We start from the raw sequence: 15,780 nt of genomic DNA on the forward strand, positions 1-15,780 counted from the left end.
AATAGACCAACATGAGTTCAGAAAACGAAGCATTGACGCTTAAAAAACGCTTTCGAGGCTATTTCCCAGTGGTGATCGACGTCGAGACCGCAGGATTTAACGCCCAAACCGATGCCCTCTTGGAAATCTGCGCGGTCACCTTACGTATGGATGAAAATGGCGACCTCCACCCTGCGTCAACGATTCACTTCCATGTTGAACCATTTGAAGGGGCGAACTTAGAAAAAGAAGCCCTAGAATTCAATGGGATTCGTGACCCATTTAGCCCGCTTCGCGGCGCAGTGACAGAGGCCGAAGCATTAAAAGAGATTTATAAGCTCGTTCGCCGCGAGCAAAAAGCGGCGGACTGTAGCCGAGCTATCATCGTTGCGCACAATGCCACTTTTGACCACAGTTTTGTCATGGCAGCAAGCGAACGTAGCAAGCTCAAACGCGTCCCATTTCATCCCTTCGCCACCTTTGATACTGCCGCATTAAGTGGTTTGGCCTACGGTCAAACTGTTCTGGCCAAAGCGTGTAAAACCGCAGGGATGGAATTTGACAACAAAGAAGCCCACTCTGCGCTCTACGACACGGAGAAAACCGCAGAGCTTTTCTGTGGCATCGTCAATAAATGGAAAGCCCTAGGCGGCTGGCCACTGAGCGACGACGCCGATTAATACTAAAAACATGTAAACACAATTATCGAGTAAGTTATGAACCCTGTTGTTATTTCCGTTTGCGTTATGCTAGCGCTTGCCCTAATGCGCGTGAACGTCGTGGTCGCGCTGACATTCAGTGCTATCATCGGCGGCCTCGTCTCTGGCATGAGTTTAAATGAGGCGGTTTCCGCGTTTGAAAGTGGTCTAGGTGGCGGCGCAACGATTGCACTGAGCTACGCGATGCTAGGTACGTTTGCCGTTGCGATTTCAAAATCCGGCATCACCGACCTTCTAGCAAGCAGCGTGATCAAACGCATTCATGGTAAAGAGAATGCCAATGCGTCACTTGGCCTTAAGTACGCCGTGCTGGTTGCCCTGATTCTAGTGACCATGTCATCGCAAAACGTCATTCCTGTCCATATCGCCTTCATCCCTATTCTTATTCCACCTTTGCTAGGCGTATTTGCAAAACTGAACCTTGACCGCCGCATGATTGCCTGTGTGCTGACTTTTGGCCTGGTCACGCCATACATGGTGTTGCCGATCGGTTTTGGTGGCATTTTCCTCAACAACATCTTGCTGAAAAACTTGCACGACAACGGTCTTGAGTCTGTCACCGCAAGCCAAGTGCCTATGGCGATGCTGCTCCCTGCTGCGGGTATGGTGTTTGGTCTGATCACGGCTATTTTTGTCAGCTACCGTAAGCCTCGAATCTACAAAGAGACGGAGCTGACGCATGTGGAAGAGAACACCACCCAAGTGGACAAGAAGAACGTTCTGACTGCCGCATTGGGTATTATCGCGGCATTGACGGTTCAGCTCTCGACCGGTTCAATGATTGTCGGTGCCCTAGCTGGCTTTATGGTCTTTACCTTTGGTGGTGTGATTGCCTGGCGTGAAACTCAGGATGTCTTTACTAAGGGTGTGCACATGATGGCTATGATTGGCTTCATCATGATTGCAGCCGCAGGCTTTGCCGCGGTCATGAAGCAAACCGGTGGTGTTGAATCTTTGGTTGCAGCACTCTCTACCAGCATTGGTGACAACAAACCGCTCGCTGCGCTTCTGATGCTCATTGTTGGCCTATTAGTCACCATGGGGATCGGTTCTTCTTTCTCCACTATTCCTATTATCGCCACCATTTACGTTCCACTTGCTGCTGCGTTTGGTTTTTCACCACTGGCGACCGTTGCCCTTGTCGGTACGGCGGCAGCGCTTGGTGATGCAGGCTCTCCGGCCTCTGATTCGACCTTAGGCCCGACGTCTGGCCTGAATGCCGATGGGCAACATGAGCACGTATGGGAAACGGTTGTCCCGACCTTTATCCACTACAACATCCCATTGATCGTCTTTGGCTGGATTGCCGCGATGACGCTCTAAACGCGTTGGTCTTTGGATAAATGAAAATCTAAAGACAATTAAGATCAAAAAAGCTGACTCTAGGTCAGCTTTTTTACGTTTGGATGATGCAGACAACACCTATTTGGCATGTTTTTCTGCCACCGCCGCCAGCACTGGCGCCATATCTTTCAACAACTCTTCATTCACAGGGGCATCCGATGAATCGGTAATGTTGATGGACGTACGGTTCCCAAGATCGCCAAAGAGGAAGGTATAAGTTCCCGCTTTCAGCTCGGTCGGTTTCACTCCGATATCATCCCAAAACGCATCATCCGGTGAGGCATACTTGGCCTTGATGGTGCCTTGAGATTGGTTGCGCGCTTCGATGGTAAAGCCCATCTTAGGTAGCAATTCTGGCAAACGCTGCCATAGGACATCGTATGGAGTACGAGCGATGATAACCGGGAAGCCACTGCGATCTCGGCCCATTGTAATAGGGATCTGTTTAACCAGCTCTTGCGCTTTACGCGTCGCTTCTTCACGCAAGTCCAAATCATAGCGAGCGGTGACAAGATTGGTCATCAATGCGTTGTAGCGAGATTTATTGGTCGCAGTAACAGGCATAGATTTACCGCCTTCGCGCCAATCGATAAGAGAAATTTTGAAGCCGTAGCGGTTGTTTGCCACAAGACGAGAGATATCGTAGCGAGAGCTGAGTTCCACATCTTCATCAGCAGAATTCCATGTCACCCAATCAGTTTCAATATGGTCTGCCGTTTGCTCTACGATACCGATGTTGCGCTCACTCAGCATGGTTTGCGCAGTTTGCCAAACGCGATCCAGTTCGTCTTCGCGTAGCAGCCATAATGTCGTTTCCCCTTCTTTGCGCTCTGCTCGCGCGCCAGGAATCAAGGCTAGGACCTGCTGGGGAGGGCGGATATCCACTTCACGACCAATTCCACCGCTAAACTCACCTTGAGGAATTTGGTAGTTGGGGTAAAACTGAGGCTCTGCGCCCGCCGGTAACGTCCACTCGGTTAAATCAGGGGCATTGAGATACTCAAAGTCGTCTTTGGCTTGGCGACGCTGCGTGGCGCTGCCTGAGCAGGCGCTTAAAACAAAAACAGCTAGTGAACTAACAACTAGCTGGTGAGACAATTTCATTGAAACTCCTAAGAAATCAAAGCCGAAGCTAAGCTTCGGCAGTTATCCTAAATCAGTAGATGCCCGCATCCGTCATGGCTTGCGATACAATCGGCTGCGCGTTGTCTGACAGCTCTGTCAGCGGCAATCTTAGGCTACCGTGGTCAATCAGACCCAACTTATGCGCCGCCCACTTGACCGGAATCGGGCTTGACTCCACAAATAGATTCTTGTGCAAAGGCATCAAACGTTGGTTGATGACTTCCGCTTCATCGTATTTGCCTTCGCTGGCTAAGCGGAACATGGTCGCCATATCCGCAGCCGCAATATTGTTGGTCACAGAAATCACACCTTGACCACCCATTTTGACGAAATCCAAACCCGTCGAGTCATCACCACTTAGTAAGATAAAATCTTCGCCACAAAGTTCACGATGAATCGCAATTCGACTCAAATCACCGGTCGCATCTTTTAATGCAACGATGTTGTCGATTTCAGAAAGGCGAGCAACCGTCTCAGGTTTAAGGTCTACCGCAGTACGACCCGGTACATTGTATAGGATCAGCGGCACTTCGCTGACGTCAGCGATCGCTTTGTAGTGCTGGTACAAACCTTCTTGTGTTGGCTTGTTGTAGTATGGTGTAACGCTCAGACAACCGGCGATACCCGTATTATTCAATAGGCGGCTAAAGGTGACTGACTCGTGGGTTGCGTTCGCGCCTGTGCCTGCTATAACAGGAATACGGCCATCCGCGAATTCCAGCGTCTTGAGTACAACCTTGACATGCTCTTCTATCGATAACGTCGATGATTCACCCGTCGTACCTACCGCAACAATACCGCTGCTGCCCGCAGCAATGTGGTATTCGACCAGTTTTTTCAGACTCGCGTAATCGACTTCGTCTTCTTGATTAAACGGTGTAATTAACGCGACGATACTTCCTGAAAACATGTCTCTCTCCCTAATTTCGATACTTATCGCATGTTACTGTATGGGGATTGAAAAACACAAGCGGTTCGTCACGCTTAAATCACCTAAATCTGTGAATATTTATCATATGTTAGCGTTGGCGCAATTCTGGGTAAAATCTATCCCAACCTAGACCACTCCACAGCCCGATTTGACTTAGGCTGCGCGCTTTCACTCTACAATGTGAAAACACTCAATGTAGGTGATTAGAAAACCTACAGATCCCGCAACTTTCTCCCTTTTAACTGTGCTAAGCTATCTCATTAACAAAGTTAACAATGACTGAAGTGACATTATGAACCAACATCTGGTGATTACCGCGGTAGGGACAGACCGCTCAGGCATCTGTAACCAAGTCGTTCACCTTGTGACGCACTCGGGTTGCAACATTGTTGATAGTCGTATTGCGCTATTTGGTAGTGAATTCACGCTTATCATGCTGCTGTCGGGAAGCAACGCAGCCATCACTCGCGTCGAGACCACCTTGCCTTTACTTGGCCAGGAACATGATCTCATCACCATGATGAAACGTACTTCTCCTCACACTCTGTCAGACAATAGCTATATGGTCGAAGTCTTCATTGAGTCGGACGATAAACCGGGCTTAACGGAACAGCTCACCCAGTTCTTTGCCAGCAAAGAGATTGGCCTTTCTTCTCTTAGCGCCCAGACGATCAATAAAGATAAGATTCAAGCGCCGCAAGACCAGTTCCATATCGCTATTTCTGCTTCTGTCGACTCGGGTTGTAACCTGATGCAGTTACAAGAAGACTTCAACGCTTTATGTAAAGAGCTACAAGTTCGAGGCTCACTTAATTTTCTAAAAAATAGTCAGTAAGAAAGGAATACTTCATGAATACACTCAAAGCCGGCTCTCCTGCTCCTGCTTTTTCTCTTCTCGACCAAAACGGCGATACCGTGTCATTGTCCGATTTCGCTGGCAAGAAAGTGCTGTTCTACTTCTACCCTAAAGCGATGACGCCAGGCTGCACAGTTCAAGCACAAGGTCTGCGTGACGTGAAAACCGAGCTAGATAAGCACAACGTGGTAGTGTTGGGGGTAAGTATCGACCCAGTGAAACGACTCGGTAAATTCATCGAACGTGACGAGCTCAACTTCGCCTTACTTTCCGATGAAGACCACGCTGTCGCCGAGCAGTTCGGTGTGTGGGGCGAAAAGAAATTTATGGGTAAAGTGTATGACGGTTTGCACCGCATTAGCTTCCTAATCAACGAAGACGGTGTGATTGAACACGTGTTCGACAAGTTCAAAACGAAAGACCATCACGAAGTGGTTCTGAACTACCTGAATGAGAAAGCCTAACGATTGCGTTTACCACCCACTCATCGCGCCTTACCGTGAAAAAGTTGGATAGAGAAAATTACAGAGACAAAAATGCCAGCAGAAATGCTGGCATTTTTACTATCAAAGGCAGGAACTACACAATGAACTTGTTGAGAATCGCGTCTTGCTCTCGCACGTTCTCAGTTTGAACCTGCATGGCAATACTGGCCTCTTCTGACGCGTTGGTCACCTGTGTAGAGAGATCTTTGATTTTCACTGTGTTGCTGTTGATCTCTTCTGCAACCAAGCTCTGCTGCTCAGCCGCCGACGCAATTTGCATATTCATATCCGAGATTCGCTGAATCGCATCACGAATACGTTGCAGTGCACCATCGGCCGCTTGCGCTTTGTCCACAGCGTCGACCGCGGTCGCTTTACTTTCGCTCATGGCGGCCGACACTGAGCTCGCGCCTGCTTGTAGCTGCTCAATCATGTTGCGAATTTCGGTCGTTGACTCTTGCGTTCTTTGCGCTAGAGTTCGAACTTCATCAGCGACGACCGCAAACCCACGCCCCGACTCACCCGCACGCGCAGCCTCAATCGCAGCGTTCAGTGCCAATAGGTTGGTTTGATCGGCAATGTCATTGATGACCTTCAAAATGGTCTCAATGTTGGCCGTCGCCGACTCAAGCCCTTGCACTTCTTCAACCGCTTGATCGATGCGAGCAGAAAGCATGTCGATCGAGGCTGTGGTGTCACTCACCACCGAGGTACCATCAAGCGTTGCTTCATCGGCCTCACGCGCGGCAGCTGCAGCACCTTGTGCATTGTTGGCCACTTCCGTCGCGGTGACCGCCATCTCGTTCATCGCAGTCGCCAACTGTTCAAGCTCTTGTAACTGACTGCGCATTGCTTCGGCAGATTCGTGCGAGCCTTGAACCGTCATCTCTGTGCCGCGTAGGATCTCTGCACCGATCGCTTTCGATTGTTGAATCTGTTGCTGCAACGTTTCCGTGAACTGGTTAAAGCCATACGCAAGCTCGGCAAACTCTTTATCTGTGTTGGTATCAAGACGTTTGGTCAAATCCCCTTGCCCAGATGCCACATCTTGAATCGCCGCGTTGAGTGTACCTAGTGGGCGCATCAACACTTTGATGAGGAAGGTCAGGCCAAGAATACTCAACACCACACCGATAATCACGTAAATGATCGAGCTATTACGCATATCGCTGATGGCTTTAAACGCGACGCTTTCATCGACAATCGCGCCAATGTACCAGTTTTCACTGGGAACATGCGCCAATTTAATAAGGAAATCTTTACCGTCTTGCGTGATGCGCTGTTCACCCTCTTGAAGCGTTACTTCAGGCAGGTAGGTCGACAAGTTCTCGCCGTTAAAGTCCGAGTTAGGGTGCGCAATGGTCGTGCCATCACCTGAGATAATAAACAGGTAACCCGCATCATGAAGATTGGCTGTGTTGACCAAATCCGCCAAGCCACCCAGTTCCATGTCATAGAACATACCGGCGACCATTTTGCCGTTTTCTTTCACTGGCGTGCCGATCGAAATAATGACTTTCTTCGATGAGACATCCACGTATGGCGCAGTGACAATCAACGCCCCTTTGGCTTTCGCATCTTTATACCAAGGACGAACGCGAGGGTCATAACTTGAGTCCGCTTCCCATCCATCGTCGTTTTCGACCACAGACCCATCGGACTCATAACCATATCCCACAGCAAGAAAGCTCGATTTCAAATTGGGCTGCTCAAGGATTTCACTCACACGTGCTTTATTGAATGGGTCTAACTGCAACACTTCAGTCGACGAGCGGGCCAACGATTTTTTCGCTTCCATCTCGGACACCACCGTGTTTCTTACGCCGTTAACGATTTCGCTCAAGCTGACATCCACCAGCTCCTCGACTTCGTTTTTCACAATGGACAGTTGCTGGACGGACAACAGGGCGACCGTCACAAATAGCAGCGCGGACGATGCGGCGACAATCTTTTGACTAAATCTCATAACTTCCCTCGAAAAATGTATAGGTCGTTCGTATTATTGTAGTTATATCTATCGACTGTGCTGACGTTGACTTGAGTAAATTCTTATAGAAACGATAGCTTGTAAACAAAAAGAGTGAATTTTTTCACTCAACCCTTCAATATTTCATCGCTCTATCAGGCAACTCCTACCTAACTGTATAAATCTAGCTGCATAAACCAGATAATTCAAAAGTACTAGTCGACTTTTTTGTCACCTAGCCCTTATGCAACCTCGCCTCGTCCACATTGGGTTTGTTCGGTACACCTCCCTTGGCAATATCGAGGTTTTATCGAATAAAATTCTGCCCTAATATGAATAGTGCATAAAAAATAACGCCGCTAGAGTTTTAACTCTAGCGGCGTTATTTCACCGACAACTGACGACTTACTAAGAAATAATATTCTCTTCTTCACTACTCGGAAGAGCACGCCATACCGCTTTAACCAAAGTGGCCAGAGGAATTGCGAAGAAGACCCCCCAAAAACCCCACAATCCGCCAAAGACTAAAACAGCAACGATGATCGCCACCGGATGTAAGTTGACCGCTTCAGAAAACAGAACCGGAACCAACACATTGCCATCTAACGCTTGGATTATGCCGTAAGCCAACAGCAGCCAGTAGAATTGTGGTGTGAATCCCCATTGGAACAATCCGACCATAGCCACTGGCAAGGTAACGGCAGCCGCGCCAATATAAGGAATGAGCACAGAAAGCCCGACAGACACCGCCAATAACACCGCGTAACGCAGATCCAAAATCGCAAACGTAATGTAGCTCACGCCACCCACAATCAGGATTTCCATCACTTTGCCGCGAATGTAGTTGGAGATCTGCTCATTCATCTCAAGCCACACTTTGTTGGCGAGACGACGATTTCTCGGCAGTACGCCACTGGCCATCTCTAGCATCTCTTGCTTATCTTTCAATAGGAAAAACACCAACAGTGGCACGAGAACCAAATACACAGCCAATGTGGCCAAGCTCACCAAAGACGCCAACGACCCTTTGACAACGCTTTCTCCCATTCCCAATACTTGATTTTTCGTGTTGCTCACCAGAGATTCGACGATCTGGAAATTCTCAAGTTCTGGATAGCGCTTAGGCAACTCAGCAATGACTTTTTGTAAACCGACATACATGGTGGGAATATCATTGATGAGGTTGCCGACCTGTTGCCAAATCGTTGGTACCAGACCAAATACAGCCACCAGCATAATGCTGATAAAGCCCAGAATCACCACCACCACCGATAAGGTGCGGGGCAGCCCAACTCGGGTCAACTGATTGACCGGCCATTCAAGTAAATAAGCCAACACGATCGCCACCAACAAAGGCGCAATCAAGTTGCCGAAAAAGTAGATAGTAATAAAACCAAAGAGCAGTATGGCCACTAGGCTCACGGCATGAGGATCAGAGAAGCGTCGCTTGTACCAGCGATTGATCATTTCAAGCATTTAACTGTTTTCCCTTGTGACATCTAGACAAAGAGTAACATGCAAAGCGAAGTGGCCTTCTTGGGGTTGGCAGTCATGTTGCCACCCTTTCGCCGTAACAAAACGCTGAATATCCTTCAACGATTGCGGGTCAGAGGTAAGAAGTGATGCTGAACTCTGCTCATGAAGCGATGTGAGGTAACGTTTGGCTAATAACAGCGCCATCGGGCACCGCTCCTGGCGCAGATCCAAAATATTGGGTTCCATTCTTCCGCTCGATGCATATTATATCGTGAAGTATTGTATAGTGTTTTTTTAAAAGAGACAGTGTAAATAGAGGCGGCTAGACAAACTTTGACCGCTATTTGACTCTCCCTCAACCAACTAAGAGAATGACGGGTAACACAGGGAGACCACCGAGACATTGCACTCGAAACCAACCGCAAAACTCGGTGTCCAAGCAGTAAGTGCAGCTCAGCTTGCTGTCGAGACAATATCCACGGAGCATTTCAGGAAATTTATGCTTAAACGTACGCGTTCTATCGTTTGCTTGTGTGTAGCGACTGTTTTAGGGACATCTACCGCCAGCTTCGGCCCTGTTACACCTGTGTATGCCAACACAATAGACTTGCCCGACATTGGTACTGCCGCCAGTGGCACCTTGACGATTGCGCAAGAGATGCAATACGGCGACGCCTACATGCGCATGTTGAGAAACGGCCAGCCGATCGTCAATGACCCAGTTCTCAACGAATATATCGACGCTTTAGGCCATCGATTGGTGGCGAATGCGGACGATGTGAAAACCCCCTTCACCTTTTTTATGATCCGCGACCGCAACATCAACGCCTTTGCCTTCTTCGGTGGTTATGTCGCGTTACACAGCGGATTATTTTTGCATGCACAGAGTGAAAGTGAACTCGCCTCCGTCGTGGCGCACGAAATCGCTCACGTCACGCAGCGTCATTTAGCGCGCAGTATGGAAGATCAAGCCAGACGTTCACCTGCCACCATGGCGGCTCTCGCGGGAGCCCTTCTACTTGCGATTGCGGCGCCAGAAGCGGGAATTGCGGCCATTACTGCGACAACCGCAGGCAGCATGCAGGGCCAAATCAACTACACGCGTTCGAACGAAAAAGAAGCGGATCGCTTTGGCATCGCCACGCTGGCGAAAGCGGGATTTGACGTCAACGCCATGCCACGCTTTTTCAGTCGCTTAGCGGATGAGTACCGTTACGCGAGTACGCCACCGCCAATGCTGCTCACTCACCCGTTACCTGAAGATCGCATCACCGATAGCCGAGCTCGTGCACAAAACTATCCGGCAAGACGGGTCGATTCGTCGCTCGATTATCATTTAGCGCGCGCGCGTATCGTCGCCCGCTATGCGGGTATCAGTTCGAAAGCGGCACTCGATTGGTTTGAGCGCACTGAGGCAAAAGCAGAGCCCGAGATTAAACGCGCATTCCAATACGGTCGAGCACTGGTACAAATGGACAACAACCAACTCGACGAAGCGAGCAAAACCCTGCATGAACTCTATAAGCAGCAACCGAACAATCATTTTTACCTCGATGCGATGAGCGATCTCTATATCGCACAAAAAACACCTGAGAAAGCCAAAACGCTGTTAGAGCAAGCTCTGAAAGCAACACCAAATAACCCCGTCCTGACCATCAACTACGCCAACGTCTTGATGCAAATGGATAAGAATCAAGACGCGTCCAAAGTATTGCAGCGCTATACCCACGACAACCCAAATGATGTCAACGGATGGCACTTGCTCTCGGAAGCCAGCATTCATTTAGGTTACAGTGACGAAGATTTGGCCGCGCGTGCGGAGATTTTGGCGTTGAAAGCCAACTGGAACAAAGCAATTCAGTATTACACCCAAGCGAGCCAACTCGCTGACCTTGGCAGCCTAAAACAGGCGAGATACGATGCACGCATTGACCAACTTATGATTCAGCGTGATCGCTTTATGGCGCTGCAATAACACAAGTTCTAACGATAACAATAATGGAGAAAAACTATGTCTGTCGTGATTTATCACAACCCTCGCTGCTCAAAAAGCCGTCAAACACTGGCGCTATTGGAAGAAAACGGTGTCGAGCCACACATCGTCAAATATCTTGATCAAACCCCAAATGTCGATGAACTCAAGATACTCTTTAGCCAACTCGGCTTCTCTGAAGTTCGTGACATGATGCGCACCAAAGAAGAGATTTACAAAGAGCTGCAACTGGCCGATGCCGACGATGAAACCCTGTTTCGCGCAATGGCGGAACATCCGAAGTTGATTGAGCGACCTATTGTTGTCAACAAAGGTCATGCCAAACATGGCCGACCACCAGAGCAGGTGCTTGAGCTACTATGAGCTGCCGCCTGATTGTCCTCTACTACAGTCGACACGGTGCAACCCGCTCTCTCGCACAGCAGATTGCGCGAGGCATTGAGTCGATTGACGGTTGTGAAGCGTTGCTTCGCACCGTCAACGAGATAGAGAGCCGCGATGATCCCCTCGATCCCATTATTACTCTGGACGAGTTGAAAAACTGCGCGGGGCTTGCGATGGGCAGCCCTGTATGGTTTGGCAATATGGCTGGTGCGTTAAAGCACTTTTGGGATAAGACGACACCATTATGGCTAGCGGGCGATCTGATTGATAAGCCCGCTTGTGTCTTCACCGCATCCTCATCCATGCACGGCGGCCAAGAAACCACCTTGCAGTCTATGATGTTGCCGCTACTGCACCATGGGATGTTGATTTTGGGGATTCCTTATTCTGAGCCAGCTCTGCATACCACATGCTCTGGTGGCACGCCTTATGGCGCCAGTGCGGTCACTACACATCAACCACGCACCTTGTCGCAAGACGAAATAGCATTAGCTCAGCAAGTCGGCAAACGTCTTGCCCGCTGCGCACTTCAATTAAAGGAACTCTAACCATGCAAGAGATGCAAGCGACCACAAAACGATACCGTTTCATGGCGCTGCTTGGCAATCTGGCGCTGCTCGCTTGGATTGGACTGTGGCAATTATCGTTATCGCCTCACCCTCACCTCAACAGCACCACACTCGCGATTGCTTGGGCTATCCCACTGCTGCTGCCTATGCCAGGGATTTTGGCCGGCAAACCATATACACACGCATGGGCAAACTTTGTTTTAATGCTCTACTTCCTGCACGCTTTGACCATCCTTTGGATTGACGACGGCGAACGTTATTTAGCACTGGTTGAACTGCTACTCACCAGTCTCGCGTTTGCTGGCAACATCCTTTATGCACGAGCACGGGGACAAGAGTTGGGCATGAAACTAAAAAGATTGTCCAAAGTGGAAAAAGAAGAGCGTGCTAAATTCGGCACTGAAGATAAGTCTGAGGGATAAGGTCACACTGATGGTCACCCATCTAGCCAACTCACCCTTATACTCCGGGTAAAAAACGACAAAAGGGGCGGATCATCCAGCCCCTTTCTCATCTCAAATCTTGATGTGGTTTACTCTACTACCTCAATAGGTTCAATCTCCACACCTTCAGTCTCTGCCACTGCTTCGTTGGCAGAGACGTCACTGTCTGGCTGGATCAGTAGCGGCTCAGGTTGATACGGTTTACCTTGCCACTGGAACAGCAGCACCGTTTCAGTCTGAATAAGCGGGGCTGAAGCCGCCAGCGAACTCTCTGTCGCCACAAGAGTTGAATCGGCCGTCGTCGTATCGCTAGGCTGATTGAGCTCATCGCTGCCTTGCACTGGCAACGTTGGCGTGAGCTCCCCTACCTCGGGTTCAGTTTGAATAAACTGGGTCTCCAGTTGCGTCACTTCGAGTGCAGAGACCTGCTGCTCAAACTCTTCAACACTGGCAAGCAAGTGGACATCAAACGTCACCTGATTGCCTTGAATTTTGATGATGTCTAACGAGGCGACTGAGCTCAGTGCCTTGAGCTTATTCTCAAGTTGGAAAAAGCCCATCGCGTCATTGAGTTCAATAAAGCGTGCTTTCACGGACTCAGAAGACTCACTCGCCACCAGCACCGCACTCTTTTTCGCGTAGTAGTCGCTGATTTGGTTAATCATTTTATTCGCCGCATCTGCACCATTATTGGCGCCGCTAATCGGTGCTTGACGAGTCACCCCTATGGTCGCAGGCTTTTGATCGTATAACGTCCAACGTAGTGATTCGCCTTGCACTTTCACCACTAAGACAGCATCAACCGGGTAGCGCTGACTCGCTTGACCCACTGGCTGAATAAAGCCGCCCCACAAGTCTGAGACAGCCACTCCGGTAACGTCATCAAAATCGCCAACCGGTACGGTCACGGGCAAGCCTCGCTCTCGCGCTTGCTGCTGCAAGTTGACCAGTGTCTCAGAGCGAGAATGCTCCCAGATGATGGTGCGATCGTAGGGCGTCTCTTCCACCATCCAAACTAAAACGTTCGCACGTGTTGCTGGCCAAAGCGGCAGTTGCGCTTGACTGAGTAGAGAGCGAATATGAGGGCCGCTAAACGACATACGCAGTGAGGTCTCCTCACCGATTTTGCCGTAGCCGAGTTGAGAAACGTACTGAGCGCTCTGAGAGAGGGCCTTCTTGACGACTTCGTTATCCGCAGCTTGCGGGTCGCCAGACGCGCGAATGATGACTTGCTTCATCCCAGCTTCGCGAGCTCGGGTATCGGCGTTATTCTCGCTTTGATCGATGACGATTTCAGCTCGGTAAAGATCCACATTGGTCAAGGCCATCGCTGGCAAACCCATCAGTCCGAGCGCGAGTAAAGCTAAACGGCGCATACATTTCCTACATCTAATCGAATTCACAAACAGCGATGATAAGCAACTATCCGCTGCGGGGCAACTTTCCCGGTCGGTTGGCAGCAGCAAGCGCGATATGGCTAACACTCTCCTCGTAGCCACTCTCGGAGTGAAACAGCAACGCACGGATTAAAATAGCAAAGCACCGAGTAAACGCAGTTCACCTGCCTATTCAAACGAGCAATATTTGATCAAGCTCAGATTGCAATCGTTTGCTTTAATGTTAAAATCTCGCGATTTTATTTTTAGTACCTATGCTCTATCGCTATGTACTAGACCGAAACTATCCGCTTTACAAAGGAATGACGACATGAAAAATGCCATTCAAGGCGCACAAATGCTGTTTGTTGCGTTTGGGGCCCTGGTTCTCGTCCCGCTGCTGACGGGACTCGACCCTAGCGTTGCCCTCTTCGGTGCTGGCCTTGGTACCTTACTCTTTCAATTAATGACTCGCCGCTCTGTTCCCATCTTCCTCGCCTCCTCCTTCGCTTTTATCGCCCCTATCCTTTACGGAGTACAAACCTGGGGGGTACCAGCCACTATGGGTGGTTTGATGGCCGCTGGCTTGGTGTATGTCGCAATGGGTGGTCTAATCAAACTTCGTGGGGTTGAGATTATCCATAAATTGCTGCCTCCCGTTGTGGTTGGGCCGGTCATTATGGTGATTGGTCTTGGATTGGCGCCCGTCGCCGTCAATATGGCACTGGGTAAAGGGGGCGATGGCACCCAACTGATTGATGGACAAGCGGCGCTAGTAATCTCTTCTGTTTCACTGCTCACCACGATTCTACTGAGTGTCTTTGCCAAAGGCTTCCTCAAGCTCACCCCTATTTTGGGGGGCATTGTGGTGGGATACTGCCTGAGCTTGGGCTACGGCATTGTCGATTTCACGCCGGTCAAAGAAGCGGCATGGTTTGCGCTACCAAACTTCACGGCGCCTGAATTTAACATTAACGCCATTCTATTTATGATTCCCGTTGCCATCGCGCCAGCGGTGGAGCACGTTGGGGACATGCTGGCCATTTCAAACGTCACCGGAAAAGACTACCTGAAAAAGCCCGGCCTTCATCGCACGATTGCAGGGGACGGGGTCGCGACGATGGCGGCATCACTGTTTGGTGCGCCACCCAACACCACCTACTCAGAGGTGACAGGTGCGGTTATGCTGACCAAAGCCTTCAATCCTGTGATCATGACCTATGCTGCAGTGACGGCTATTGTCCTTGCGTTGGTCGGCAAGCTTGGCGCTGCGCTGCAAACCATCCCTATGCCAGTGATGGGCGGTATCATGATTCTGTTGTTTGGCTCAATTGCGACCGTGGGATTGAACACCTTAATCAAAAATCACGTCGATTTGCACAAATCTCGTAACCTTGTCATCGTTGCCATTACCTTAGTCTTTGGTATTGGTGGTATGGCGTTTGGCATCGGTGAGTTCAGTCTCCAAGGCGTGAGCCTCTGTGGTATCGTCGCGATTGTGCTAAATCTGGTTCTTCCAAAAGATCTGGGTGAAAACCACGTCGTCGACAACGCACAAATGGAAGAGGAAGAAGCGCGCTAATCCACGCTCAGCCTTCACAAAGATTGGCAAACTGGCCCTGGGTCAGCTTTGCCAAATCTTGCGCCGCCAATTCGATTTCCAACCCTCGCTTACCTGCACTGACACAGATCGTTTCACGCTCCAACGCACTATGATGGATAAACGTCGCCAATCGCTTCTTTTGCCCGAGCGGGCTGATTCCGCCCACAATATACCCTGTCACTGTTTGCGCAATAGCCGGATCGGCCATCTCTGCTTTTTTAGCCTTTGCCGCTTTTGCCGCCTGCTTCAAATTGAGTTTTTGGTTAACAGGTATCACAGCGACAGCGAGGTTTTTCGCCTCACCATTGAGTGAAAACAGTAGAGTTTTAAACACGCTATTGGGATCTTGCCCTAATGCTTGTACGGCTTCGAGCCCGTAACTCTCGGCACGCGCGTCGTGCTGATACTGGTGTATTTGATGAGGAATTTTGCGTTTTTTAGCAAGATTGATCGCTGGGGTCATACACACTCCGAGAATAAAAAAGCGCAGCTCTAGGCTGCGCATTCAGTTAATAAGATTTAGCTTGTTAG

General features: G+C 49.7%; 16 protein-coding genes. 9 read left to right on the plus strand and 7 right to left on the minus strand.

What is annotated here, in order from left to right; all coding sequences use genetic code 11:
• Window positions 1–11: 11 nt before the first annotated feature.
• The gene (gene rnt / locus AC6R0S_RS16630; protein ID WP_334551149.1) at window positions 12–659 is read left to right on the plus strand and encodes a ribonuclease T; all 648 of its coding nucleotides are present in this window, start codon (window positions 12–14) and stop codon (window positions 657–659) included.
• A gap of 36 nt (window positions 660–695) precedes the next feature.
• Window positions 696–2,021, plus strand: coding sequence for a Na+/H+ antiporter family protein (locus AC6R0S_RS16635; protein ID WP_500638396.1), 1,326 nt, complete (start codon window positions 696–698; stop codon window positions 2,019–2,021).
• A 99-nt stretch (window positions 2,022–2,120) separates the two neighbouring features.
• On the opposite strand, the gene bamC is transcribed toward AC6R0S_RS16635, so the two are convergent.
• Window positions 2,121–3,146 carry an outer membrane protein assembly factor BamC gene (bamC, locus tag AC6R0S_RS16640; protein ID WP_500631857.1) on the minus strand — a complete coding sequence of 342 codons (1,026 nt, stop codon included), beginning with the start codon at window positions 3,144–3,146 and terminating at the stop codon, window positions 2,121–2,123.
• A gap of 52 nt (window positions 3,147–3,198) precedes the next feature.
• A complete protein-coding gene (gene dapA / locus AC6R0S_RS16645) occupies window positions 3,199–4,077 on the minus strand; it encodes a 4-hydroxy-tetrahydrodipicolinate synthase (RefSeq protein WP_500628592.1) in 879 nt (292 codons plus the stop codon).
• Window positions 4,078–4,390: 313 nt separating this feature from the next.
• Here dapA and AC6R0S_RS16650 point away from each other — a divergent pair, with 313 nt between their 5' ends.
• Together AC6R0S_RS16650 and bcp are read left to right on the plus strand one after the other, a co-directional pair.
• On the plus strand, window positions 4,391–4,933 hold the full coding sequence (locus AC6R0S_RS16650) for a glycine cleavage system transcriptional repressor (RefSeq protein ID WP_500625749.1): 543 nt from the start codon (window positions 4,391–4,393) through the stop codon (window positions 4,931–4,933).
• A gap of 14 nt (window positions 4,934–4,947) precedes the next feature.
• The gene (bcp, locus tag AC6R0S_RS16655; protein ID WP_500638397.1) at window positions 4,948–5,418 is read left to right on the plus strand and encodes a thioredoxin-dependent thiol peroxidase; all 471 of its coding nucleotides are present in this window, start codon (window positions 4,948–4,950) and stop codon (window positions 5,416–5,418) included.
• Between the two features lie 115 nt (window positions 5,419–5,533).
• Here the strand turns inward: bcp and AC6R0S_RS16660 are convergent, their stop codons facing one another.
• The 3 genes from AC6R0S_RS16660 to AC6R0S_RS16670 all read right to left on the minus strand — a co-directional run bounded on the left by AC6R0S_RS16660 (window position 5,534) and on the right by AC6R0S_RS16670 (window position 9,127).
• Window positions 5,534–7,405, minus strand: a complete 1,872-nt coding sequence (locus AC6R0S_RS16660; RefSeq protein ID WP_500638398.1) for a methyl-accepting chemotaxis protein — start codon at window positions 7,403–7,405, stop codon at window positions 5,534–5,536.
• Window positions 7,406–7,813: 408 nt separating this feature from the next.
• A complete protein-coding gene (locus AC6R0S_RS16665) occupies window positions 7,814–8,881 on the minus strand; it encodes an AI-2E family transporter (RefSeq protein WP_334551158.1) in 1,068 nt (355 codons plus the stop codon).
• Complete coding sequence (locus AC6R0S_RS16670; RefSeq protein WP_500632791.1) at window positions 8,882–9,127, minus strand: sulfurtransferase TusA family protein; 246 nt, start codon at window positions 9,125–9,127, stop codon at window positions 8,882–8,884.
• A 253-nt stretch (window positions 9,128–9,380) separates the two neighbouring features.
• Here AC6R0S_RS16670 and bepA point away from each other — a divergent pair, with 253 nt between their 5' ends.
• Genes bepA through AC6R0S_RS16690 form a run of 4 tightly spaced genes read left to right on the plus strand, consistent with a single transcriptional unit; the run spans window position 9,381 to window position 12,249 of the window.
• Window positions 9,381–10,856: a beta-barrel assembly-enhancing protease gene (gene bepA, locus AC6R0S_RS16675; RefSeq protein WP_334551160.1), complete on the plus strand. Its 1,476-nt coding sequence runs from the start codon at window positions 9,381–9,383 to the stop codon at window positions 10,854–10,856.
• A 36-nt stretch (window positions 10,857–10,892) separates the two neighbouring features.
• Entirely contained in the window at window positions 10,893–11,237 is a 345-nt protein-coding gene (gene arsC / locus AC6R0S_RS16680; RefSeq protein WP_500638399.1) for an arsenate reductase (glutaredoxin), read from the plus strand.
• On the plus strand, window positions 11,234–11,806 hold the full coding sequence (gene wrbA, locus AC6R0S_RS16685; protein ID WP_500638400.1) for an NAD(P)H:quinone oxidoreductase: 573 nt from the start codon (window positions 11,234–11,236) through the stop codon (window positions 11,804–11,806). Before arsC ends, wrbA begins: the two co-directional genes overlap by 4 nt.
• A 2-nt stretch (window positions 11,807–11,808) precedes the next feature.
• The gene (locus tag AC6R0S_RS16690; RefSeq protein WP_500638401.1) at window positions 11,809–12,249 is read left to right on the plus strand and encodes a DUF2069 domain-containing protein; all 441 of its coding nucleotides are present in this window, start codon (window positions 11,809–11,811) and stop codon (window positions 12,247–12,249) included.
• 110 nt (window positions 12,250–12,359) lie between these two features.
• Here the strand turns inward: AC6R0S_RS16690 and AC6R0S_RS16695 are convergent, their stop codons facing one another.
• Window positions 12,360–13,646: a DUF2066 domain-containing protein gene (locus tag AC6R0S_RS16695; RefSeq protein WP_500638402.1), complete on the minus strand. Its 1,287-nt coding sequence runs from the start codon at window positions 13,644–13,646 to the stop codon at window positions 12,360–12,362.
• Between the two features lie 331 nt (window positions 13,647–13,977).
• Between AC6R0S_RS16695 and AC6R0S_RS16700 the strand changes: the two genes are divergently transcribed.
• On the plus strand, window positions 13,978–15,228 hold the full coding sequence (locus AC6R0S_RS16700) for a uracil-xanthine permease family protein (protein ID WP_500638403.1): 1,251 nt from the start codon (window positions 13,978–13,980) through the stop codon (window positions 15,226–15,228).
• Window positions 15,229–15,235: 7 nt separating this feature from the next.
• On the opposite strand, the gene ybaK is transcribed toward AC6R0S_RS16700, so the two are convergent.
• A complete protein-coding gene (gene ybaK, locus AC6R0S_RS16705; RefSeq protein WP_500638404.1) occupies window positions 15,236–15,712 on the minus strand; it encodes a Cys-tRNA(Pro) deacylase in 477 nt (158 codons plus the stop codon).
• Window positions 15,713–15,780 lie beyond the last annotated feature (68 nt).

It is taken from the genome of Vibrio sp. R15-SG3-ISO1B (genome assembly GCF_059833835.1).